The organism is Paraburkholderia sp. BL21I4N1 (genome assembly GCF_002973525.1).
Lineage (GTDB): Bacteria > Pseudomonadota > Gammaproteobacteria > Burkholderiales > Burkholderiaceae > Paraburkholderia.
Genome location: NZ_PVEN01000001.1, coordinates 1,377,337 through 1,399,132, shown reverse-complemented (window position 1 = coordinate 1,399,132; position 21,796 = coordinate 1,377,337). Strand labels below are relative to the sequence as shown.

Annotated in this window: 16 protein-coding genes; 5 read left to right on the top strand and 11 right to left on the bottom strand. The window is 63.1% G+C overall.

The genetic code is table 11. From position 1 onward, the window contains the following. Window positions 1-10: 10 nt before the first annotated feature. From B0G83_RS06115 to B0G83_RS06090, 6 genes are all read right to left on the bottom strand, one after another. Entirely contained in the window at window positions 11-3,595 is a 3,585-nt protein-coding gene (locus B0G83_RS06115) for a response regulator (RefSeq protein ID WP_105506466.1), read from the bottom strand. 230 nt (window positions 3,596-3,825) lie between these two features. Next, window positions 3,826-5,937: a catalase HPII gene (katE, locus tag B0G83_RS06110; protein WP_105506465.1), complete on the bottom strand. Its 2,112-nt coding sequence runs from the start codon at window positions 5,935-5,937 to the stop codon at window positions 3,826-3,828. Window positions 5,938-6,123: 186 nt separating this feature from the next. Further along, window positions 6,124-7,020: a MipA/OmpV family protein gene (locus B0G83_RS06105; RefSeq protein ID WP_105506464.1), complete on the bottom strand. Its 897-nt coding sequence runs from the start codon at window positions 7,018-7,020 to the stop codon at window positions 6,124-6,126. 361 nt (window positions 7,021-7,381) lie between these two features. Then, on the bottom strand, window positions 7,382-8,128 hold the full coding sequence (msrA, locus tag B0G83_RS06100) for a peptide-methionine (S)-S-oxide reductase MsrA (RefSeq protein WP_105506463.1): 747 nt from the start codon (window positions 8,126-8,128) through the stop codon (window positions 7,382-7,384). A 19-nt stretch (window positions 8,129-8,147) separates the two neighbouring features. Continuing rightward, window positions 8,148-8,663 (bottom strand): peptide-methionine (R)-S-oxide reductase MsrB, encoded by a 516-nt coding sequence (msrB, locus tag B0G83_RS06095; RefSeq protein WP_105506462.1) that lies wholly within the window; start codon window positions 8,661-8,663, stop codon window positions 8,148-8,150. Between the two features lie 136 nt (window positions 8,664-8,799). Continuing rightward, window positions 8,800-9,327, bottom strand: a complete 528-nt coding sequence (locus tag B0G83_RS06090; protein ID WP_105506461.1) for an Lrp/AsnC family transcriptional regulator — start codon at window positions 9,325-9,327, stop codon at window positions 8,800-8,802. 162 nt (window positions 9,328-9,489) lie between these two features. Between B0G83_RS06090 and B0G83_RS06085 the strand changes: the two genes are divergently transcribed. Beyond that, window positions 9,490-10,506 carry a 1-aminocyclopropane-1-carboxylate deaminase gene (locus tag B0G83_RS06085; protein ID WP_105506460.1) on the top strand — a complete coding sequence of 339 codons (1,017 nt, stop codon included), beginning with the start codon at window positions 9,490-9,492 and terminating at the stop codon, window positions 10,504-10,506. A gap of 2 nt (window positions 10,507-10,508) precedes the next feature. Here the strand turns inward: B0G83_RS06085 and B0G83_RS06080 are convergent, their stop codons facing one another. Next, a complete protein-coding gene (locus B0G83_RS06080) occupies window positions 10,509-11,399 on the bottom strand; it encodes a LysR family transcriptional regulator (RefSeq protein WP_105506614.1) in 891 nt (296 codons plus the stop codon). Window positions 11,400-11,531: 132 nt separating this feature from the next. On the opposite strand from B0G83_RS06080, the gene B0G83_RS06075 reads away from it, so the two are divergent. Next, the gene (locus B0G83_RS06075) at window positions 11,532-12,257 is read left to right on the top strand and encodes a pirin family protein (RefSeq protein WP_105506459.1); all 726 of its coding nucleotides are present in this window, start codon (window positions 11,532-11,534) and stop codon (window positions 12,255-12,257) included. A gap of 92 nt (window positions 12,258-12,349) precedes the next feature. Continuing rightward, window positions 12,350-12,763, top strand: a complete 414-nt coding sequence (locus B0G83_RS06070) for a DoxX family protein (protein WP_105506458.1) — start codon at window positions 12,350-12,352, stop codon at window positions 12,761-12,763. Window positions 12,764-12,845: 82 nt separating this feature from the next. Here B0G83_RS06070 and B0G83_RS06065 read toward each other — a convergent pair whose 3' ends face one another. From B0G83_RS06065 to prpR, 4 genes are all read right to left on the bottom strand, one after another. Next, window positions 12,846-14,000, bottom strand: a complete 1,155-nt coding sequence (locus B0G83_RS06065) for an alkane 1-monooxygenase (protein ID WP_105506457.1) — start codon at window positions 13,998-14,000, stop codon at window positions 12,846-12,848. A 402-nt stretch (window positions 14,001-14,402) separates the two neighbouring features. Next, window positions 14,403-15,995, bottom strand: coding sequence for an alkyl hydroperoxide reductase subunit F (gene ahpF, locus B0G83_RS06060; protein ID WP_105506456.1), 1,593 nt, complete (start codon window positions 15,993-15,995; stop codon window positions 14,403-14,405). 160 nt (window positions 15,996-16,155) lie between these two features. Beyond that, entirely contained in the window at window positions 16,156-16,719 is a 564-nt protein-coding gene (gene ahpC / locus B0G83_RS06055; RefSeq protein WP_105506455.1) for an alkyl hydroperoxide reductase subunit C, read from the bottom strand. 136 nt (window positions 16,720-16,855) lie between these two features. Beyond that, window positions 16,856-18,883 carry a propionate catabolism operon regulatory protein PrpR gene (prpR, locus tag B0G83_RS06050; protein ID WP_105506613.1) on the bottom strand — a complete coding sequence of 676 codons (2,028 nt, stop codon included), beginning with the start codon at window positions 18,881-18,883 and terminating at the stop codon, window positions 16,856-16,858. Window positions 18,884-19,090: 207 nt separating this feature from the next. Between prpR and B0G83_RS06045 the strand changes: the two genes are divergently transcribed. Continuing rightward, entirely contained in the window at window positions 19,091-19,972 is an 882-nt protein-coding gene (locus B0G83_RS06045; protein WP_105506454.1) for an oxaloacetate decarboxylase, read from the top strand. Between the two features lie 315 nt (window positions 19,973-20,287). Beyond that, window positions 20,288-21,727: an MFS transporter gene (locus tag B0G83_RS06040; RefSeq protein WP_105506453.1), complete on the top strand. Its 1,440-nt coding sequence runs from the start codon at window positions 20,288-20,290 to the stop codon at window positions 21,725-21,727. Window positions 21,728-21,796 lie beyond the last annotated feature (69 nt).

Below are 21,796 nucleotides of genomic sequence, written 5' to 3'. Positions count from 1 at the left end.
ATTCCCGCGACTACCGTTGACGCAGCCAGACGCGGCACAGCGCGACCAGCTTGTCCACGTCGATCGGCTTGGACACGTAGTCGTCCGCGCCGGCTTCGAGACAGCGGGTGCGGTCGTTCGCCATGGCCTTGGCCGTCAGCGCGATGATCGGCAGATGGGCGAAACGCGCATTACGGCGAATCTCGCCCATTGCGGTCAGTCCGTCCATCTCCGGCATCATGATGTCCATCAGGATCAGATGCACTTCGGGGCCGTTCTCCAGCGCTTCGAGCGCCTCGCGTCCGTTGCGTGCGATCTGCAGTTTCGCACCGAGCGGCTCCAGCACGTGCGAGAGCGCGAAAATATTGCGCACGTCGTCTTCGGCCAGCAGGATCGTGCGGCCTTCGAACGCGTTGTCGCGCTGCCGCACGGTGCGTAGCATGCGCTGCTGCTCCGGCGCCAGCGACGACTCCACGCTATGCAGGAATAGCGTCACTTCGTCGAGCAGACGCTCGGGCGACTTCGCGCCCTTGATGATGATGGATTTCGAATAGCGGCGCAGGCGGTGCTCTTCCTCGTCGGACAGCATGCGGCCCGTGTAGACGATCACCGGCAGCGCGGCATGCGCGGTGTTCGCGGCGAGCCGTTCGAGCAGATCGTAGCCGGTGCCGTCGGGCAGCGCGAGATCGGTCACCACGCAGTCGAAGCTGAACTTCGTCAGATAGTCCAACGCTTCGGCGAGCGTGGCGACCGCGACGATCTCGGTGTTTTCGCTTTGCAGCAACGCGCGGATGCTTTCGCGCATGGGGCCGTCGTCCTCGATCACCAGCACGCGTTTGAGGCGCTGCTGGAGGCGCGCCTCCAGACGGCGAATGGCGGCCTCCATCGTGCTGCGCGCGGTCGGTTTGAGCGTATAGCCGATCGCACCGAGATGCAGCGCCTTGTCGGCGTGGTCCGTGGCCGAGACGATGTGAATTGGAATGTGACGCGTGAGCGGATCGTTCTTCAACCATTCCAGCACGGTCAGGCCGGAGCGGTCCGGCAGACCGACGTCGAGCAACACCGCCGCCGGACGCATGTCCCGTACCAGCGCAAGGCCGCTCGCCGCACTGCTGGCGTGGACGAAATCGAAGTCGAGTTCGTGCGTCAGATCGCGCAGGATTTCGGCGAACGCGAGATCGTCTTCGACCGCGACGATCAGGCGGCCGGCACGCGTGCGGTTGTCGCGGTCGTCGGCGATCTCGCCGCCGGTCGTTTCAGACGCGTCGCCCGTGCTGAGGCCGTTGGCGGGCGTGATGACGGTAGTCTGGGTGAGGCTCGACGGATTGCGCACGAGTAGCGGCTCGGCTTCCGTTGCGGCGGTCCGGGCCGTTGCGGCTGTCGCGGCGGCCGCCGGTGCGACAGCCTGCGCAGGCGCGAATGCCGATGCCGACGTCGTCGGCGTGTCATGCCCCTCCGCGAGCGCCGCTTCGCCATCCACCGGCAGCCACAGCGTGAACACACTGCCCTTGCCGACGTCGCTCGCCACGGTGATCCGGCCGCCCAGCAAACGCGAAAACTCGCGCGAGATCGACAAGCCAAGACCGCTGCCGCCGTATTGACGGCTGGTGGACCCATCGGCCTGCTGGAACGCTTCGAAAATCATCTCCAGCTTGTCCGCCGCAATGCCGATGCCGGAATCGCGCACGTCGATGCGCAGCATGTTGTCGTGCGACGGCGCGATCGACAGCGCCACCTCGCCCCGCTCGGTGAACTTCACCGCGTTCGACAGCAGATTGCGCAGAATCTGCGTGACCCGCTGACCGTCGGTGACGAAGGTATCGGGCGTGCCCGGCGCACGTTCGAAGTTGAGTCGCAAATGTTTGGCGGCCGCCAGCGGCTTGAACATTTCTTCCAGCGACTGCAGCGTCGCGTCGATCGACACGGTTTCGAGTTCGACCGTGACCTGACCGGCTTCCACCTTCGACAGATCGAGAATGTCGTTGATCAGCACCAGCAGATCGCTATTGGACGCATGAATTGTTTCCGCGTAGCGCACCTGCTCGTCGCTCAGATTACCGGTACGGTTCTGCTGCAACAGCTTGGCGAGAATCAGCGAACTATTCAGCGGCGTGCGCAGTTCGTGCGACATGTTGGCGAGAAACTCGGACTTGTACCGGCTCGACTGTTCGAGGCGTTCCGCGTTGGCCGCGAGGTCGTCTTGCGCGCGCAACAGGTCCGACTTCTGCCGCTCGAGACGTTGCGCATATTCTTCGAGTTGCACGTTGGTCTGTTCGAGTTCGGCCTGCTGCGCTTCGAGCCGTACTTGCGATTCCATCAACGCGCGGCCGCGCTCTTCGAGCCCTTCGTTCGAGACGCGCAATTCTTCCTGCTGGACCTGCAACTCTTCGTTTAGCTGCTGGGTTTCCGCCAGCGCATCCTGCAGCCGTTCGCGATACAACGCGGCCTCGACGAAGTCGCCGAGCGCGTTGCCGATCAACTCCATGAACTCCTGATCGCGCACGGTCAACTCGCGAATAAAGCCCAGTTCGACGACGCCGTTCACCTGCCCGTCGTTGACGATCGGCATGATGAGAAGATTTTTCGGCGCGCTCTTACCGGTGGCCGACACGACCTGCACGTAATTGTCCGGCACGTCGCGCAACACCAGCGTGCGGTGCGCGGCGGCCGCCTGGCCGATCAGTGTTTCGCCGTCCTGGAAATTGCGCGCGCTACCCTGCTCGCTTTCGCGGCTGAAACCATAGGCGGCGATCCGGCGCAGCGTGCCATGCTGGCGGTCGCGCACGTAAAGCGCGCCGACGGCGGAGTCCAGATACTGGGCGAGAAAATCGAGCACCGCGCGGCCCACCAGTTGCGGGGTCGTCTGACCGACCACCTTTTCGGCCAGCAACCGCTGCCCCGAGCGCAGCCACACCTGCTCCTGCAAGATTTCGGTCTGTTCGGACTGCTGCCGCAATACGCCGTCGTAAGTCGACGACAGGCTCAGCAATTCGCGGCGGCCCATCCATGCAAGCAGCGCGCTGACGCCCAGACTGAACAGCAGGAACACGCTGACGAGCGAGGTGGTGACGCGCCGGGTGGCATCGCCGCGCTCCTGGCGCAAGCGCAATTCGACATCGAGAAAGTCGCCGAATTCGCGGCGGGTTTCGTCGAATTCGATCTTTCCGCGACCACTCGACACCGCGGCTTCGTAGTTCTGGTTGCGGCGGCGCGCGTCGATCATCTCTTCGGCGTAGCGCGACCAGCGCTGCTGAATCGCCTGGATCTCCTTGAGCTTGACGACCTGCGGCGGATTGTCCGACACCATTTGCTGCAGCATTTCGATCTGCGTCTTGAACTTCGGGCCACCGGTTTCATAGGGCACGAGAAAGCTCTCGTCGCCCGTAATCAGGAAACCGCGCATGGACGATTCGCGATCCACGGCGAGGCGCAGCATTTCGTTGGCCTGGCCGATCACGCGTTCGGAATGCTCGGCCCAATTCATGGTCGACACCAGATAGGCGATCAACCCGACGAACACCGCCATGGTGACCAGGCCGACACCTAAAGGCAGTGCAATGTTACGGCGAATGATGCTGCGAAAACGATTCTGGTCGACGGCCTGAGATGCGGTCATTTTTTCTGTCTTCGGCTTGGCGAATCGGGTCGATTCGGAATATTTTTCGGATTTTTCGCGCAGAGCGGTGTGTCGTTAAACGACCCGCGTCATCATACAGGAACGCCCCCATTTTTGAGACGTTATACGACGGCTCAGGCTTGCTGGGCGGGGCTGTTGCCGATCCACGCAAGTTCGCCCGGCTGACGCGGGGTCGGCCGGGCGAAGCATGCGAACGAAGCGAAATACGGCTACGCGGGCACCGTCTCCGCCAGCGCCGCGCGGGACCACACGCGATGCTGTTCCGCCGCCGCGACGAACGCCTTCAGCACGTCGGCGATCTGCTTGTCGTCGCCGGTGGCAACGCCGTCGGCGTTGGCCGGCAATTGCGCCGCGGCGAGCACGTCACGCCCCGCGCCGAGCGCCGTAATCGCCTTCAGATGCTTGAACGCCTCGAGCACGAAATGCCGCGCATCGCCCGATTGCGCGAGGCGTTTCGCGCCCGCTTCACCGCCTGTGACGATCACGGCGTCGAACATGATCGACGGCAAGCCGGCAATCGTCGCGTCGGGCGCCATGCCGTCGATCGGTGCGAGCGTCGGCGCGATCAGCATGGGCGTCGCGCCCTCGTCCTGCAGCGCCTGCTGCAGCTTCCTGATCGCGGCACCATCCGAACCCGGCGCGGCCAGCAAGGCGATCTTGCGCGTCTTGATGCCGGGCTTCACCCGATTCAGCAGACTCAAGGCCGGAGAATCCTTGGGACCGCTCAGCTTCGCCGTGCCCTTCTTCGGCGCGGGCAAGCCCAGACCTTCGGCGACGGTCGCCGCGAGTCCCGCGTCGAAGTTCGCGAGGATCTCGTTCACCACGCGCGCACGAATCTCCGGCCTGGTGACCTTGCCGAGTTCGAACTGATAGGCGGCGGCGATATGGTCCTTCTCGGGTGGCGACATGCTGTTGTAAAACAGCGCGGCCTGCGAAAAATGATCGGCGAACGACTCACTGCGCACGCGAATTTTGGTGCCCTCCACGCGCTCCTGATAACTTTCGAAGCCACCATCGCTCGGCGCCGGGTCCGTTTCCTTCGGCCAGCCGTCACTCAACGAATTCGGTTCGTACGACGCCTGGCCCACGTTGATCGTCTGGCGATGCATCGCGTCGCGCTGATTGTTGATGAACGGGCATACCGGCCGGTTGATCGGAATCTCGTGAAAGTTCGGACCGCCCAGCCGGCTGATCTGCGTATCCGTGTACGAGAACAAACGTCCTTGCAGTAGCGGGTCGTTCGAGAAATCGATGCCAGGTACGACATGCCCCGGATGAAACGCCACCTGCTCGGTCTCGGCAAAGAAGTTGTCCGGATTGCGATTGAGCGTCATCTTGCCGACGATCTTCACCGGCACCCGTTCTTCCGGAATCAGCTTGGTCGGATCGAGCAGATCGAAGTCGAATGCATGCTCGTCTTCTTCCTCGACGATCTGCACGCCGAGTTCGAACTCGGGGAAAGCACCGCGCTCGATCGCCTCCCACAAATCCCGCCGATGAAAATCCGGGTCCTTGCCCGCGAGTTTCTGCGCCTCGTCCCACAGCAAAGAGTACGAACCCAGCACCGGCCGCCAGTGGAATTTGACGAAACGGCCCTTGCCCTGCGCATTGACGAAACGGAACGTGTGAATGCCGAAGCCTTCCATGGTGCGCAGGCTGCGCGGAATCGCGCGGTCCGACATGGTCCACAAGACCATATGCGCGGATTCGGGCACGAGCGACACGAAGTCCCAGAAGGTGTCGTGCGCGGAGCCGCCGGTGGGCATTTCATTCGGCGCTTCCGGCTTCACTGCGTGGACGAAGTCGGGAAACTTGATGGCGTCCTGAATGAAAAACACCGGCATGTTATTGCCGACCAGATCGTAATTACCTTCCTGGGTGTAGAACTTCACCGCGAAACCGCGCACGTCGCGCACGGTGTCGGCGGATCCGCGCGGACCCTGCACCGTGGAAAAACGCACGTACACCGGTGTTTGCACACCGGGGTCCTGCAGGAATGCGGCCTTGGTGTACTCGCGCATCGACTCGTAGACCTGAAACACGCCGTGCGCCGCCGAGCCGCGCGCATGCACGATGCGCTCCGGAATGCGCTCGTGGTCGAAGTGCGTGATCTTCTCACGCATGATGAAGTCTTCCAGCAACGACGGACCGCGCGGACCCGCGCGCAGCGTGTTCTGGTTGTCGGCGATCTTGACGCCCTGATTGGTTCTCAGCGCCTCGCCTTGCGGACTTGCTCGAAACTGTTCGAGGTCTTGCGATTTCGGATCGCTTGCCGGCGCGTTCTTCGCTGCGGGCTTGTGCGTACTCGTTTTACCAGCCATGGGGATGTGCTCCTTGCGTTCGGGCGTGCCGGGGGGAATCCGGTCTAACGCGCAGAGAGAAGGCAGCAAGCGATATTCCCGCGAGTGAGCGTCGCGTCGAGAAGTGGGCGAAGGACGCGGCATGCCTCAGGAAATGGCACCCGCCATGCCGCCGTCCTTCAGGTTGAAACGTGTCAGGGCGCCGCGTCAGAAGCGGTAGTTAATCGAAATATCCGCCACGCCGTTCGCCTTGCGATGCGTGATCGGACTGTTCCCCGCACTGCCCACCAGTTGTTCGAACGCGCCGTCGGCGGTCGCGAACCAGTGCTTGTCGAACAGCCACACCGCGCTGATGCCGAAGCCCACCGACTTGAAGCCCGCGCTCGCGTGATATTGCGAGTACTGCGATTTCGCCGCCTGATTCTGATTCACGCCGAACCAGCTATTGATATACGTGGAGTCCGCCAGCGACACATTCGGCCCGGCGAACCAGAAGAACTTCTTCGTGCTGCCCGGCATGGGCATATAGGCGCCGAAGTCGCCGGTCCAACCGTTCGAGCCGCCGAAATAGCGTCGCACGTCAGCGCGCAGCACTAGCGGGAAATCTTTCGAGATCACGTATTCGCCGGCCAGTTTGACGCCGGGGGCCGCGTTGATATTGCCGAGGCCGTTCAGTTCCTGAGGATCGTCGTGAGCGCGTCGACCGAGATCGTAGACGGCGGCAAGACTGGCGCGCCAGTTCGGCCCTTGCGCGAAATTGACCCCGAAGCCTTCACCGCTCGACAGGAAGAACAGGTCCTTGTAGCGCACGTCGATGCTCGGGCCGCCCATCACGTGATAACGGTCCGAACCCTCGTAGCGCGGCTGGAACGACGAGGCCAAACCGAGGCGCACCTGCCAGTCGGGGATATTCGGCTGCCACATCTTCTGCAGCGGAATGCCGACCGAGTATTGCCATTCGTTGAGCGGCGAAGGCGTTTGCGCCAACGCCGAACCCGGCAGGAAGGAGATGCCGCCCAGGGTCACGGCCACCAGAGACGTTGCCGCGATGCTTGTTTGTTTATTGCGGAGCTTGCCAATCCGCTTTCTACGGCTGTTCAACACCAGAAGCCTCCGATTCTCGCGTATCGCGAAGAGGGTTATGTTCTCGCCCGAGGTCCGCGGTGGCGTGGACCGGTGGGCGACCGCCGCATTGCTACGCACGGCATGTAATTTTTTCAGCTAACGACACGCACTATCCGGCAAAACGCACTGCCCGGTTGTATTCGGCCCTGTAAAACGGGCTTTTGTCCGAGCAAAGGCGTACGAAAGATTTGCCGACGGGAACGCTTGTGCAAAATGCGGGCCTGGCGTGTGGAGAGCCGCCTCGGGTGGGATGGGGCAACGATGAGGAACGAAAAAAAAGACGTCCGGCACCATCATTGCGGCGCCGGACGGACAGGAAAAGTACGCGAACTGCGCGACGTTATTGCGCCGCTTCCACGAGCACGGCTTTGTCGCGATAGAGATTCGGGAACAGCCGCTTCAGATTGGCGACCTTTGGCATATCGTTGAGCGCGATATACGCGGAGTTCGGGTGCAAGGTCAGATAGTTCTGGTGATAGAACTCAGCCGGATAAAAGCCCTTGAACGCCTCGGCGCGGGTGACGATCGGCGCCGGGTACACATGGGCCTTGTCGAGTTGCGCGATATAGCTCTGCGCGACGCGCCGCTGCGTGTCGTTCAGCGGAAACACCGCGGAGCGATATTGCGTGCCGCTGTCGGGCCCCTGCCGGTTCAACTGGGTCGGGTCCTGAATCACCGAGAAATACACCTGCAGCAACTGGCCATACGTCACCTTGCTGGGATCGAAGGTGACCTGCACCGATTCCGCGTGGCCCGTCTCGCCGCCGCTGACCGTCTCATACTGCGCGGTGTCGCGCTGACCGCCCGAGTAGCCCGACACTGCCCGGGTCACACCGCGCACGTGCTGGAACACGCCCTGCACGCCCCAGAAGCAGCCGCCCGCGAACACCGCGGTTTCCTCGTGCGCGGTGGCGGCCGAGATCGGTTCGTCGAGCGCGGGCGGCGCAATCACGACCGCCGTCTCCGACGAAAACGCCATTCGTTGCGCCAGCAACAAGGCCAGCGCGCCAAAACCGATTGATAGCGAAATGGCAGTCAGCCGCGAGCGCGCGGATCGGCCTGTCGTGATGCGTGTCTCGAAGTTCATGATGTCCGTCCTGATCCGTTCAGCTCACGCCGTTCGATGCCGGCGTAAAGGCCAACGCCAGACCGTTCATGCAATAGCGCAGACCGGTCGGTTTGGGGCCGTCGTCGAACACGTGGCCGAGGTGGCTGCCGCAGCGCCGGCACAGCACCTCGTCGCGCGTCATGCCGAATGACTTGTCCGTATGCGTGATGACCGCGCGGTCGAGCGGCTGATAGAAGCTCGGCCAGCCGGTGCCGCTATCGAACTTGGTCTTCGATGAAAACAACGGCAGCTTGCAGCCCGCGCAACTGAACGTGCCGGCGTGGTGTTCGTCGTTCAGCGGGCTGCTGAACGGGCGCTCGGTGCCCGCTTCGCGCAGGATGCGGTATTGCGCGTCGTTCAGCATCTTGTGCCATTCGGCATCGCTGTGCGACACCTCGTAGGCCGCCGCCGCGCCGCTGTCCGCCGCGCGGGTCACGCTCCACATCGACGCCGCGCCGCCGGCCAGCGACGCCGCGCCGATAAACCTGAAGAATGTCCGTCTGTTGCAAGTCATGATGTTCGCCCCGGAAAGTCCGTGCCGTTCACCCGTTCAGGCGCGGGTCGCGCCGTCCGTGGGTGGTCTCGATGCTTGGTCGTGCGAGTTCGGTTTTTATGACAGCATGCTCGCCTTTTTTGTCGAGCGCTGGCGCTTACAGCGGAAATTTCGTGGTGGACAGGATTTCCTTCAGCACCATGAACGAGCGGATTTGCCGGACGCCCGGCAGATACAGCAACTGTTCCGCGTGCAGGCGGTTGAAGCTGTCGCTGTCGCGCGTGCGGATCGTCATGAAATAGTCGAATTCGCCGGTCACGACGTGACATTCCATGCAGCCGGCCACCTTCTGTGCCGCTTTCTCGAACTCGGCGAAGGATTCCGGCGTGGACCGGTCCAGCACCACTCCGATGATCACCAGCATCCCCGCGCCCGCCGCCTTCGGATCGATCAGCGCGACCACCCCACGGATCAGCCCCGACTCCCTGAGCCGCTCGACCCGCCGCAGGCAGGCCGGCGCGCTCAGCTTCACTCTGGCCGCGAGCGCGACGTTCGAAATCGACGCGTCGGTCTGCAACTGCCGCAGGATCGCGCGATCGATACGGTCGAGTGCCGGCAGGGGATCGGTCTGGACGGTGGCGGGGTCACCCCCCTGTGACGTGCGACGAACTTTTGTTGCGCTCATGATTTCATTGGCGGATTTTTATTAATGAAAATTTTGCTTCCCATTTTTAAAAGTAAGCCCAAGCCATTTATTTCGCAAGCTCATTTCAGACGGTTTTCCCTACCATGTATGTCGACGCGCCGGGCTGCCGGCCGCCTCTAAACCACCGACAACGGAGCTGCCATGAACCTGCAACGATTCCCTCGTTATCCGCTCACTTTCGGGCCGACGCCGATCCAGCCGCTCAAACGGCTGAGCGACCACCTGGGCGGCAACGTGCATCTGTATGCGAAGCGCGAAGACTGCAACAGCGGTTTCGCGTTCGGCGGCAACAAGACGCGCAAGCTCGAATATCTGATTCCCGAAGCGCTGGCGCAGGGGTGCGACACGCTGGTGTCGATCGGTGGGATTCAGTCGAACCAGACGCGCCAGGTGGCGGCGGTCGCGGCGCACCTCGGCATGAAGTGCGTGCTGGTGCAGGAGAACTGGGTGAACTACTCGGACGCCGTGTACGACCGCGTCGGCAACATCCAGATGTCGCGCATTCTCGGCGCCGACGTGCGTCTGGTCGAGGACGGCTTCGACATTGGCTTTCGCAAGAGCTGGGAGGACGCGCTGGAGAGCGTGCGCGCCGCGGGCGGCAAACCGTATGCGATTCCGGCCGGCTGCTCGGACCATCCGCTGGGCGGGCTCGGTTTTGTCGGGTTCGCCGAAGAAGTCCGGCAGCAGGAAGCCGAATTGGGCTTCAAGTTCGACTACGTCGTGGTGTGCTCCGTGACCGGCAGCACGCAGGCCGGCATGATCGTGGGCTTTGCCGCCGACGGCCGCGCCGAACGCGTGATCGGCATCGACGCCTCCGCAAAACCTGCACAGACGCGCGAACAGATCACTCGTATCGCCAGGCGGACCGCGGAACAGGTCGGCCTGGAACGCGACATCACCGCGGCGGATGTGGTGCTCGACGAGCGCTTCGGCGGCCCGGAATACGGTCTGCCGAACGACGGCACGCTGGAAGCAATCCGGCTATGCGCGCGTCTGGAAGGCGTGCTGACCGACCCGGTGTATGAGGGTAAATCGATGCACGGCATGATCGAGATGGTCCGCAACGGCGAGTTTCCGGCAGGCTCGCGCGTGCTGTACGCGCACCTGGGCGGCGTGCCGGCGCTGAACGGTTATAGCTTCATCTTCCGCAACGGCTAGGCTCACGCCGCAAGGCGCTTGCGCAAATGCTCCCTCAGGAACTCGACGAACGTTCGGATCGTGGGGGAGCTTTGCCGATGCTGCGGATACACCGCATAAACGCGGGTCGCGGCGGGCATGAATTCGTCGAGCACCGTGACGAGCAAACCACTTTTGAGCGCGTCGGCGACGATGAAGTCCGGTAGCCGCACGATGCCGAGCCCGGCCACCGCCGCGTCGCGAATCAGGTCGCCGTTATTGGCGCGCAGCGGCCCGCGCACTTCGACGCTTTTCAGCGTGCCCTCTATCGCAAACTCCCAGCTCACCGTACCGCCATGTCCGTACAGCAGGCAGGAATGCCGCGCCAGATCCGCCGGCACGGTGGGCGCGCCACGGCGCCGCAGATAGCCCGGACTGCAACACGCCACCATCCTGACGTCCGCGAGTTTTTGCGCGATCAGCGTGGAATCCGCCAACGTGCCGATCCGGATCGCCATGTCGAACCCTTCGCCGACCACGTCGACGGTACGGTCGCTCAATTCCATGTCGAAGCGCACTTCGTCGTGCTCGCGCAGAAACAACGCCAGCAGCGGCGACAGATGCATCATGCCGAACGACATCGGCGCACTCACCCGCAGCAGCCCGCGCGGGCCGGCACGCTGCCGCGACATGGCCTGCTCGGCGTCGTCCACTTCGCCCAGAATCCGCGTCGCGCGTTCATAAAACTCCTGGCCGAGCTCGGTCACCGCCAGCTTGCGGGTATTGCGGATCAGCAATTGCACGCCGAGCGTTTCCTCCAGCGCCATCACGCGGCGGCTCACAAACTGCTTCGACAGCGACAGACGGTGGGCTGCCGCCGTGAAGTTATGCGCGTCCACCGTCGCGACGAAAATTCGCATGTCGTCGAGTTGCATCTTATTGTCCACTCCTTGGTGACAGTGTTTCCTATTTCACTTCGATTATAACGATCTGGATTGACCTACACTGCTGTTCATGGATCGCGGACCAACCACTGGCCGGATCGCACAAACCCAAGGAGAACAACCATGCTCGATATCAGACACGCCAATCAACGCGGCCGCGCAGAACACGGCTGGCTTAGCTCGCGTCATACGTTTTCCTTCGCGAGCTACCATGATCCGAAGCAGAACGGCTTCTCCGACCTGCTCGTCATCAACGACGACCGTGTCGCCCCCGCTCAAGGTTTCGGCAAGCACCCGCACCGCGACATGGAAATCTTTTCGTACGTGCTGGAAGGTGCGCTCGAACATAAGGACACGATGGGCACGGGATCGGTGATCGTGCCTGGCGACATTCAGTTGATGAGCGCGGGAACCGGCGTGGCGCACAGTGAATACAACCACTCGAAGACCGATCCGGTGCACTTCATGCAAATCTGGATCGCACCGTCGAAGAACGGTGCGGCGCCGCGTTATCAGCAACGCCACTTCAGCGCGGAAGAAAAGCGCGGTGTGCTGCGCCTCGTGATGTCGCCGGACGGCGCGGACGGCTCGCTGGAGTTGCAGCAGGACGCGCGGGTCTACGCCGGTTTGTTCGATGGCGACGAAACGGCTCGGCTCGAGTTGGGCAGCGAGCGTTATGCGTATATTCACGTAGCGCGCGGCAGCGTGACGGTGAACGGCGTCGAGTTCGGCGAGGGCGATGGTGCGCGAGTGCGCGATGAAAAGTCGCTAACCTTCACGCACGGTCAGGATGCCGAAGTGCTGGTGTTCGATTTGCGGAACATCGAAACGTCGGCACTGTGGGCTTGAGTCGCATCACGGTTTGTTAAGGGCAGCTCGCCGACGCGTTGGCGGCGAGCCGCCTCACTTCCCTGCTTTCAAAATTTGAATCGAGAAAAATCATGCGCTACACACTATTTGAAAACCAGAAAGACGGGATCATTCTCGTCGCCCGTGTGCTGTTGATGGTGCTGTTCGTGATGTTCGGCTGGTCGAAGCTGACCGGCTTTTCCGGCACGGTCGCTTATATGACGTCGAGCGGCGCGCCGGTGCCCGAATTGTCGGCGGTGATCGCCGTGGTGATGGAGTTCGTCGTGGGTGTCGCGCTGCTGCTCGGCTTCCTTACCCGGCCGCTTGCGCTGCTGCTCGCCGTCTATACGCTCGGCACCGCGATTATCGGCCACCACTACTGGAACATGACCGGCGCCATGCAGTACGACAACATGATCCACTTCTATAAGAACATCAGCATCATCGGCGGTTTGCTGTTACTGGTTGTGACCGGCGCGGGCAAGTATTCGATCGATCGGCGGTAAGTGCGGGTTGCTGTTGTAAGTTGGTTCGTCGATAAAAAAGCCGCCCGGTGAACTGACCGGGCGGCTTTTTCCGTGTTGCCGACTACCCCGCGAATTGCGCCAGCACCCGCTCGCGGATCGCAGGACGAATATTCGACTGCGCCATGTCGCCGTGATAATGCGCGACGACGCGCGGGTTCATCACACGGAACCACAACGGTGGCACGTACGCGAACATGATCATCGTGGCATAGCCGGACGGTAATTGCGGCGCGCCGTCGAAATGCCGTAGTGCCTGATACGAGCGCGTCGGATTCGCGTGATGATCGGCGTGACGCTGCAACTGGTACAGAAACAGATTTGTCACGATACGGTTACTGTTCCACGAGTGCTGCGGCTGGCAGCGCTCGTAACGGCCGCTCGCGAGTTGCTTGCGACCCAGGCCGTAGTGCTCCAGATAATTGACCACTTCGAGCAGCGACGCACCGTACATCGCCTGGATCACCAGGAACGGAACGATCGTCTTGCCGAACAGCGCGATCAGGCCGCCCCACAGCACCGCCGTCATCGCCCACGAATGCAGGACTTCATTGCGCCACGTCCACGGTGATTTGCCGAGCCGTTCGAGACGGTGTTTTTCGAGCCGCCAGGCGGACGCGATACTGCCGAACACCGTGCGCGGCAGGAACGCCCAGAACGATTCGCCGTAGCGGGCGCTGGCGGGATCGGGCGGCGTCGCCACCCGCACATGATGTCCGCGATTGTGTTCGACGAAGAAATGCCCGTAGCAGGCCGGCGCCAGCGTGATTTTGGCAAGCCAGCGCTCGAAACGATCGGTTTTGTGGCCGAGTTCATGCGCCGTGTTGATCGACACGCCGGTCGCCGCGCCCAGCGACAGCGCGAAGCCGAGATAGTCGTACCACGTCAGGGCGTGCGTGCCGACAATCCACACCGCGCCGAAGAACGACACGTATTCGATGAACGTGGCGAGATAAACGACGCGCCGGTAATAGCGCTCACGCTCGAGCGTCGGGACGACATCCTCGGGCGGGTTGCTGGGATCGTCGCCGATCAGATAGTCGAGCAGCGGGATGATGCCGAACACGAAGATCGGACCGAACCACCAGAAAATATGCCAACCGGTTTGCAATGCCAGATTCGCGGCATGCAGCGGCAACGTGATCGTGAGCGCGCCGAGCAGCCATAAATAGCGTTTGCCGTCGACCCACCGCGCGGGGGCCGCTTGCGATGTTGCCATTGTCTCCCTCCTTTTTTATGTCGCGCTTGTGCGCGTATGGCCCGATGGCCGGCGCACAGGTCGGCAGGACTTTTTCCGACTTTCAGATTTATATGGCCTGGAGCGTGAGATCGCCAAGGAATTGAGCCAGGTGGGAGTCTCCAAACAGCGCAACGGTCGACGAGGCTTGTTGACGCGGGGTCGAGCGGATGAATGAAACGGGTGTTTGGGAAGGAGGTTATGGGCTGGTAAGTGCGAGGTGCTGCCGCCTGGCCGCGATTGCCCGGGTTCAGGTGATCGCACCGCAAACTACGCGCGAGCGGGTGCGAAAACGATTCGTCCTGGCAAGACGAACCCAATCCTCCAAACAAAAACGGCGGCCCGAAGGCCGCCGCGCACCACTCATCCAACCTCACGCCACCGTCAGACCGCCGCTTCCGCCTCGACCTCACTCACCGCCTCGAGCTCTTCGCTATGACGGATCAGGTGATCAAAAGCGCTCAGCGATGCCTTCGCGCCCTCGCCCACCGCAATCACGATCTGCTTGAACGGCACAGTGGTGACGTCGCCCGCGGCGAACACGCCCGGCACCGACGTCGCGCCGCGGGCGTCGACCACGATCTCGCCGTGCTTCGACAGCTCGACCGTGCCCTTGAGCCACTCGGTGTTCGGCACGAGACCGATCTGCACGAATACGCCTTCGAGTTCGATCGTTTTCACTTCGTCCGAACGCAGATCCTTATAGACCAGACCGTTGACCTTCTTGCCGTCGCCGGTGATTTCCGTGGTCTGTGCCTGCGTGACGATCGTCACGTTGGCCAGGCTGCGCAGCTTGCGTTGCAGCACTTCGTCGGCACGCAGCGTGGCGCCGAATTCGAACAGCGTCACTTCACGCACGATCCCGGCAAGGTCGATAGCCGCTTCGACACCCGAATTGCCGCCGCCGATCACCGCGACGCGCTTGCCCTTGAACAGCGGACCATCGCAATGCGGGCAGTACGCCACGCCGTGATTGCGGTACTCACGCTCGCCCGGCACGTTGATTTCGCGCCAGCGCGCACCCGTCGCCAGAATGATGGTCTTCGCCTTGAGCACCGCGCCGTTGGCCAGGCGCACTTCGTTGATGCGGCCCGGGATCAGCGCTTCGGCGCGCTGCACGTCCATGATGTCGACTTCATACGTCTTGACGTGCTGTTCGAGCGCCGTGGCGAACTTCGGCCCCTCGGTTTCCGTGACCGAGACGAAGTTTTCGATGGCCAGCGTATCGAGCACCTGGCCGCCGAAGCGTTCCGCCACGACGCCGGTCACAATCCCCTTGCGCGCCGAGTAAATCGCCGCTGCCGCACCCGCCGGTCCGCCGCCGACGATCAGCGTGTCGAACACCGGCTTCTTTTCCAGTTCCTTCGCAGCCCGCGCACCGGCATTGGTGTCGAGTTTGGCGAGAATTTCCTTCACGCCGCTGCGGCCCTGGCCGAACACTTCGCCGTTCATGAACATGGTCGGTACCGCCATGATCTGGCGCGCTTCGACTTCGTTCTGGAACAGCGCACCGTCGATCGCCACGTGGCGGATGCGCGGGTTGATCAACGCCATCACGTTCAGCGCCTGGACGACTTCCGGGCAGTTCTGGCATGACAGCGAAAAATACGTTTCGAATTGATAGTCGCCGTCGAGATTGCGGATCTGTTCGATGACCGAATCCTCGAGTTTGACCGGATGGCCGCCCACCTGCAGCAGCGCCAGCACGAGCGACGTGAATTCATGCCCCATCGGAATGCCGGCGAAACGGATGCCCGTTTCCTTGCCCGGGTTGCCGATCGAGAACGACGGCTTGCGCTCGCTGTCGCCGCGACGTTCGATCACGGTGACGCGTTCCGACAGCGTCGCGATATCGTTCAGCAATGCCAGCAGCTCTTGCGATTTTGCGCTGTCGTCGAGCGACGCGACGATCTCGATAGGGTTACTAACCTTTTCGAGGTACGTTTTCAACTGAGTCTTGAGATTGGCATCAAGCATGGCGATTCGATTCCGTGGCGATGGGTATTGGGTTCCCGGCGCCGCACACATCCAGAGAGGAAGGTACGGCCCGGGGACGTGCGAACCGTTCTAATGAACCGTCCGCACGGTGACACGCCGTGAGGCGCTTGTTGCGGGTGCTACCAGCGGTCTGGAGACCTTAGATCTTGCCGATCAGGTCCAGCGACGGCGTCAGCGTTTCTGCGCCCGGCGTCCACTTGGCGGGGCACACTTCACCCGGGTGAGCCGCGACGTATTGCGCAGCTTGCACCTTGCGCAGCAGTTCGCCTGCGTCACGGCCGATGCCGTTGTCGTGCACTTCGCTCAGCTTGATCTCGCCTTCCGGGTTGATCACGAACGTGCCGCGCAGTGCCAGGCCTTCTTCTTCGATCAGCACGTCGAAGTTGCGCGAAATTGCCAGCGTCGGGTCGGCCAGCATCGGGTACTTGATCTTCTGGATCGTGTCCGACGTGTCGTGCCATGCCTTGTGCGTGAAGTGCGTGTCGGTCGACACGCTGTAGATTTCAACGCCCAGCTTCTTGAATTCGTCGTAACGGTCGGCCAGGTCACCCAGTTCGGTCGGGCAGACAAACGTGAAGTCAGCCGGATAGAAAACGAACACCGACCACTTGCCCTTCAGGCTTTCTTCCGTGACGGTCTTGAAATCGCCATTGTGATAAGCCTGCGCCTTGAACGGTTTGACTTGACTATTGATGATCGGCATTTACTGAGTCCTCTTTCGGAGTGGTTGGAAAGTGGAGTCAGTATGTCAGACGACGCTTAATAGGTAAAGTGGAGTGTTTCAATAATTGCGATAGTTTTACACTATTTGTTGCGCCGCCGCAGGCTATTGCGTCGGCTCAGCCTTTCATCAGGCGCCACAGGGTGGTGCGACCGATCCCCAGCGCCCGGCTTGCCGCGGCGCGATTGCCGCCCGCTTCGTCGAGGGCGCGCATAACCTCGTCGCGGGTTGGCGTGGCGCGGGCCGAAGCCGGGTTGGCGATGGATCGAGGATCGCGCTGAACAAGGTCCGCTGCCCCTGCCCGCGCCATCCGCCCGAATTCGGGGAACACCGCCTGCCAGTCTTCGCCGCCTTGCGCCGCAGCCCTGTCAACCGGGCGGGCAGCCGTCGCCATGGTGGCATCGCCCAGATAAATCGCGGCGCGCGCCAGCAGATTTTCCAGCTCCCGCACATTGCCGGGCCACGCATAGCCGTCGAACAACGGTGCGAGAAACGCCAGCACCCGGTCCAACGCGGCGTCCGACAAACCATATTGGAGCGCGCCGCGGCTCAACAGGTGCCGCGCCAGTTGGGCGACATCGCCGCGCCGGGCGCGCAGCGGCGGCAATTCTATCTGAAGCAGATTCAGCCGAAAGTACAGATCCGCGCGAAACACGCCCTGCTCGACCAGCGTATGGAGATCGCGATGGGTCGCGGCGATCACCCGCACGTCGACCGGCGTGGCGCGCCCGGCGCCCAGTTTCATCACCTCGCGCTCCTGCAGCACGCGCAGCAGCCGGCTTTGCAACGCCGCGGGCATTTCGCCGATTTCGTCGAGAAAAATGGTGCCGGTATGCGCAATTTCGAACAGGCCGGGTTTGCCGCCGCGCCGCGCGCCGGTGAACGCGCCCTCTTCATGGCCGAACAGTTCGCTTTCGATCAGCCCCTCGGGCAACGCCGCGCAATTGAACGCGACGAACGGATTGCCGCGCCGCCGGCTCGCGTTGTGAATGCCCTGTGCGACCAGCTCCTTGCCGGTGCCGCTCTCGCCGGTGAGCAGCACGGTGGCGTCGTGCGCCGCGCCTGCCCGGGCTAGCCGCCGCACCCGCTCGAGCGCCGCCGAAGCGCCGACCAGATCGTCCAGCTGATGCCGCGCGACCAGATGTTTCGGCCGTTGACTGGTGCGCAGCGAACGGTCGATCCGCTGTGCGACCAGCGCATCCTGCAACGTCACGACCGCCCCCGAGCGCACGCCCTGCTCCACGACCGGCACACAGTTGACGATCAGCGCCCGGCCGCCGATCTGTTCGACACGCTCGTCGATCGGCTGGCCCTGTTCGAGCATTTCGCGCAGCAGCGGCCCGACGGCCTGCGACACCTGCGCGGCCACGTCCCGTTCGCGGCCGGCCAGCAGCAAGTCTTTCGGGGCATCGAAGCCGAGCAGATCGAGCATGGCCGGGTTGACCGCCTCGAGCTGGCCGGCTTCGTCGAAGGCAGCCACCCCGTCGCGCAGATGGCCGACGATCGTATTCAGCCGCTCGCGCTTCGCTTCCTTCTGCCGGCTTACGCGCGCCAGTTCCACCGAGCGCTCGAACGCTTCCTCGACCGCGCCGAGCGAGTACAGAAACACGCTGGCCAGTCCCGCCTGCTGCGCGACGTCGCAGGCCATGCCGGGACCGATGATGACACTGCAGCCCTCCGCGGCCAGATTGGCGACGGCGAGCCGCACTTCGTCGATCGACCGGTAGGCGCGCTGCTTCAGACCGACTTTCAGCCACGCGCTCAGGTCCGCCAGCTCGTGCGAGATCGTCTCGTGCAGCATCAAGCCAATCTGCGCGCCAGGCCACGTGGTGGTGGCGCGGGTAATCGCGCTCAACACGTCGAAGCCGTTCACCTTGACCATCACGACCGGCACGTTCAGGTTGTCGCGCAGATAGGCGCCGTTCGACCCCGCGGCCAGCACGACGTCGACGGCGCCCGCGTCCACATAGGCCTGCAAGGCCGTGACGGCCGCGCCGTAGCCCTCGCGCACCGAAAAGAAGCGCGCGCGCTCCGCGTAACGCGGCGCGACGGTCTCGCAAAGCGATTGCAACCGGCTGATACTCACCAGTGCAACGCCCGGCCGGCCCGACTGCGGCGCCGCCAGGGACGACGTGAAAGTGGACACCACGGCCCTCCGCTCCAGATATGAAACGTTCCATGAAACGTTTCATGGAACGGTCTGTGCATTGTGCCACGAACCGCCGCACGCCTCGTTTTTCACCTAATCCGTTGATCGTTCGGCACAAAGTCTCAACCAAACAGCAATGGCATGGTTCCTGCAAAGTTACGTCCAGATTCCGTTACTCACATTTCCAACTGGAGACACACCGTCATGACCACTTCCGCCATCCGTCGCGCCGCGTTCCGCGCCCGAGTCAACGAACGCCAAGGCCTGCTCGTGCCCGGCGCTTTCAATGCGATGAGCGCACGCGTCATCGAAGACGCCGGTTTCGAGGCGATCTACATTACCGGCGCGGGCGTCACCAATATGTCGCTGGGCCTGCCCGACCTCGGCTTCATCGGTCTCGCGGAAGTCGCCGAGCACACGGCGCGGATTCGCGACGCCGTCGCGCTGCCGCTGATCGTCGACGCCGACACCGGCTTCGGCAATGCGCTGAACGTGCGCCAGACCGTGCGCGTCCTCGAACGCAGCGGCGCCGACGTGATTCAGTTCGAAGACCAGATCATGCCGAAGAAATGCGGCCACTTTGCCGGCAAGGAAGTGGTCAGCGCGAGCGAGATGGTCGGCAAGATCCGCGCGGCCGTCGACGCCCGCGAAGACGGCAATCTGCAGATCATGGCGCGCACCGACGCGACCGCGGTCCACGGTATCGAAGACGCGATCGAGCGCGGCCATCGCTTTATCGAAGCCGGTGCCGACATTCTGTTTATCGAGGCAACCGAATCGCTGGCCGATATCGAACGACTGCCGGCGCTGTTCGACACGCCGCAACTCATCAACATCGTGATTGGCGGCAAGACGCCGGTGCAGTCGCGCGAAGCGCTGGCGAAACTCGGCTACGGCATCGTGCTGTATGCGAACGCGGCGCTGCAGGGCGCGGTGCTCGGCATGCAGCGCGCGCTGGGCACGCTGAAGAGTAACGGCCGTCTCGACGAGGACGCCACGCTGGTGGCGCCGTTCAGCGAACGTCAGCGGCTCGTCAACAAGCCGCTGTACGACAAGCTGGACCGCGAGTACGCCGCGAAGGACTGAGGCGAGAGGTAAGCGGGGAGCCGGCGGGCCGTCGCAGGCTTGCGGTCGGCCCGGCATCCGCCTTGAATACGGCAATCCCCGGCGATACAAGCGGGTCGGTTGCGTTACGATTCAAGGCTGGCGGCCATGCGCCCTGTTTCTACCGGTACGTCACCGTATGGGCCGCCATCTCACCGCTCGTCCCTGTCCGCATGCCGGAAACCCGCTTTCGTAAGGTAGTTGCAAGAACATGAAGCCAATTCAGAATCGCGCTCGCCTTTCGCGCGTCCCGCACGCCCTCGTTGCACGTCGCACGCAAGCCACGAGGGTCGGGCAATGACCGCAAGCGGCGCACGCAATTCGCACATTGGCTGGCTGCCGTACATCGTCGCGGCGACCTTCTTCATGGAATATCTCGACACGACGGTGATCGCCACCGCGCTGCCGCAGATGGCGCACTCGTTCGGCGTCGGTCCCAACAGCCTCAGTCTCGGCATGACGGCCTACATGCTGGCGCTGGCGATCTTTATCCCGGTGAGCGGCTGGGTCGCCGATCGCTGCGGGTCGCGCACGGTGTTCTTCAGCGCGATCGGCGTGTTCACGGTGGCCTCGGTGTTGTGCGGGCTGTCGCAGAACGTCGCCGAATTTACCGCGGCGCGTCTGCTGCAAGGGATCGGCGGCGCGATGATGGTGCCGGTGGGCCGCCTGATCGTGGTTCGCAGCACCGAGAAAAGCCGCATGATGCAGGCCATCTCCACCATCACGTGGCCGGCGATCGCCGCGCCGGTGGTCGGACCGCCGGTCGGCGGCTTCATCACGACTTACGCGTCGTGGCGCTGGATCTTTCTGCTCAACGTGCCGTTCGGCATCGCGGTCATGGCGGTGGCGCTCGCGTTGGTGCCGAACCTGCGCGGCACGGAGCGCAAACCGCTCGACGTGGTCGGCCTGCTGCTCAGCGGCACGACGCTCACCGCGATCCTGTACGGCGCGGAACTGGCGAGCCAGCCCGGCGAAAACCCCTGGGTCGCGGGCGCGGTCGTGCTGTTCGGCTTGCTGACGGGCATCGTGGCGTTCCAGCATGCCAGGCGTCATCCGCATCCGCTGATCGACGTGTCCACGCTGAAGATTCCGACTTTTTCCGTGACCGTCGTGACCGGCTCGTTCACGCGGATCGGCATCGGCGCGGTGCCGTATCTGATGCCGCTGCTGTTCCAGGTCGGCTTCGGCCTGTCCGCGTTCAAGTCGGGGTTGTTGCTGCTCGCGAGCGCGCTCGGCAACCTCGGCATGAAGGCGCTGACCACGCGCATTCTGCAGCGCTACGGCTTCCGCATGGTGTCGATCGTGGATGTGACGGTCGCGGGCCTGTTCATCGTCGCCTGTGGGCTGCTGACGCCGAACGTGCCGCTCGCGCTGGTGCTGATCGTCGTGTTCGTCTACGGCGTGGCGCGCTCCATGCAATTTTCCACGCTCGCCACCCTCGCCTATGCCGACGTCGCGCAACCGCAGATGAGCGCGGCCAGCACGCTGTGGAGCGCCGCGGCGCAGATGACGATCGGCCTGGGCATCGCGTTCGGCGCGGTGTCACTGCGGGCGGCGGCGTTCTTCAACGGCGAGACGACGGGCCGCGTGTTCACGCTCGACGATTTCCGCCTGGCGTTTCTGTTCGCCGGCGTGCTGACGCTGGTGTCCGTGATCGGCTACTGGGGTCTGCCGCATAACGCGGGGCAAAGCATCGGCGGCGGCTCGCGCGGCAATGAAGATCCCGCGAAGAGTTGACGGCGAGCGCGTTGCGCGTCATAGCCTGAGGCAGTGATCTGATGCGGCGGTGCGCGAAACGGAGCACCG

What these genes read in the sequence shown, in the direction of transcription:
- B0G83_RS06115 (WP_105506466.1), bottom strand. Translation starts at nt 3,595, where the DNA reads ATGACCGCATCTCAGGCCGTCGACCAGAATCGTTTTCGCAGCATCATT.
- katE (WP_105506465.1), bottom strand. Translation starts at nt 5,937, where the DNA reads ATGGCTGGTAAAACGAGTACGCACAAGCCCGCAGCGAAGAACGCGCCG.
- msrA (WP_105506463.1), bottom strand. Translation starts at nt 8,128, where the DNA reads ATGAACTTCGAGACACGCATCACGACAGGCCGATCCGCGCGCTCGCGG.
- msrB (WP_105506462.1), bottom strand. Translation starts at nt 8,663, where the DNA reads ATGACTTGCAACAGACGGACATTCTTCAGGTTTATCGGCGCGGCGTCG.
- B0G83_RS06090 (WP_105506461.1), bottom strand. Translation starts at nt 9,327, where the DNA reads ATGAGCGCAACAAAAGTTCGTCGCACGTCACAGGGGGGTGACCCCGCC.
- B0G83_RS06085 (WP_105506460.1), top strand. Translation starts at nt 9,490, where the DNA reads ATGAACCTGCAACGATTCCCTCGTTATCCGCTCACTTTCGGGCCGACG.
- B0G83_RS06080 (WP_105506614.1), bottom strand. Translation starts at nt 11,399, where the DNA reads ATGCAACTCGACGACATGCGAATTTTCGTCGCGACGGTGGACGCGCAT.
- B0G83_RS06075 (WP_105506459.1), top strand. Translation starts at nt 11,532, where the DNA reads ATGCTCGATATCAGACACGCCAATCAACGCGGCCGCGCAGAACACGGC.
- B0G83_RS06070 (WP_105506458.1), top strand. Translation starts at nt 12,350, where the DNA reads ATGCGCTACACACTATTTGAAAACCAGAAAGACGGGATCATTCTCGTC.
- B0G83_RS06065 (WP_105506457.1), bottom strand. Translation starts at nt 14,000, where the DNA reads ATGGCAACATCGCAAGCGGCCCCCGCGCGGTGGGTCGACGGCAAACGC.
- ahpF (WP_105506456.1), bottom strand. Translation starts at nt 15,995, where the DNA reads ATGCTTGATGCCAATCTCAAGACTCAGTTGAAAACGTACCTCGAAAAG.
- ahpC (WP_105506455.1), bottom strand. Translation starts at nt 16,719, where the DNA reads ATGCCGATCATCAATAGTCAAGTCAAACCGTTCAAGGCGCAGGCTTAT.
- B0G83_RS06045 (WP_105506454.1), top strand. Translation starts at nt 19,091, where the DNA reads ATGACCACTTCCGCCATCCGTCGCGCCGCGTTCCGCGCCCGAGTCAAC.
- B0G83_RS06040 (WP_105506453.1), top strand. Translation starts at nt 20,288, where the DNA reads ATGACCGCAAGCGGCGCACGCAATTCGCACATTGGCTGGCTGCCGTAC.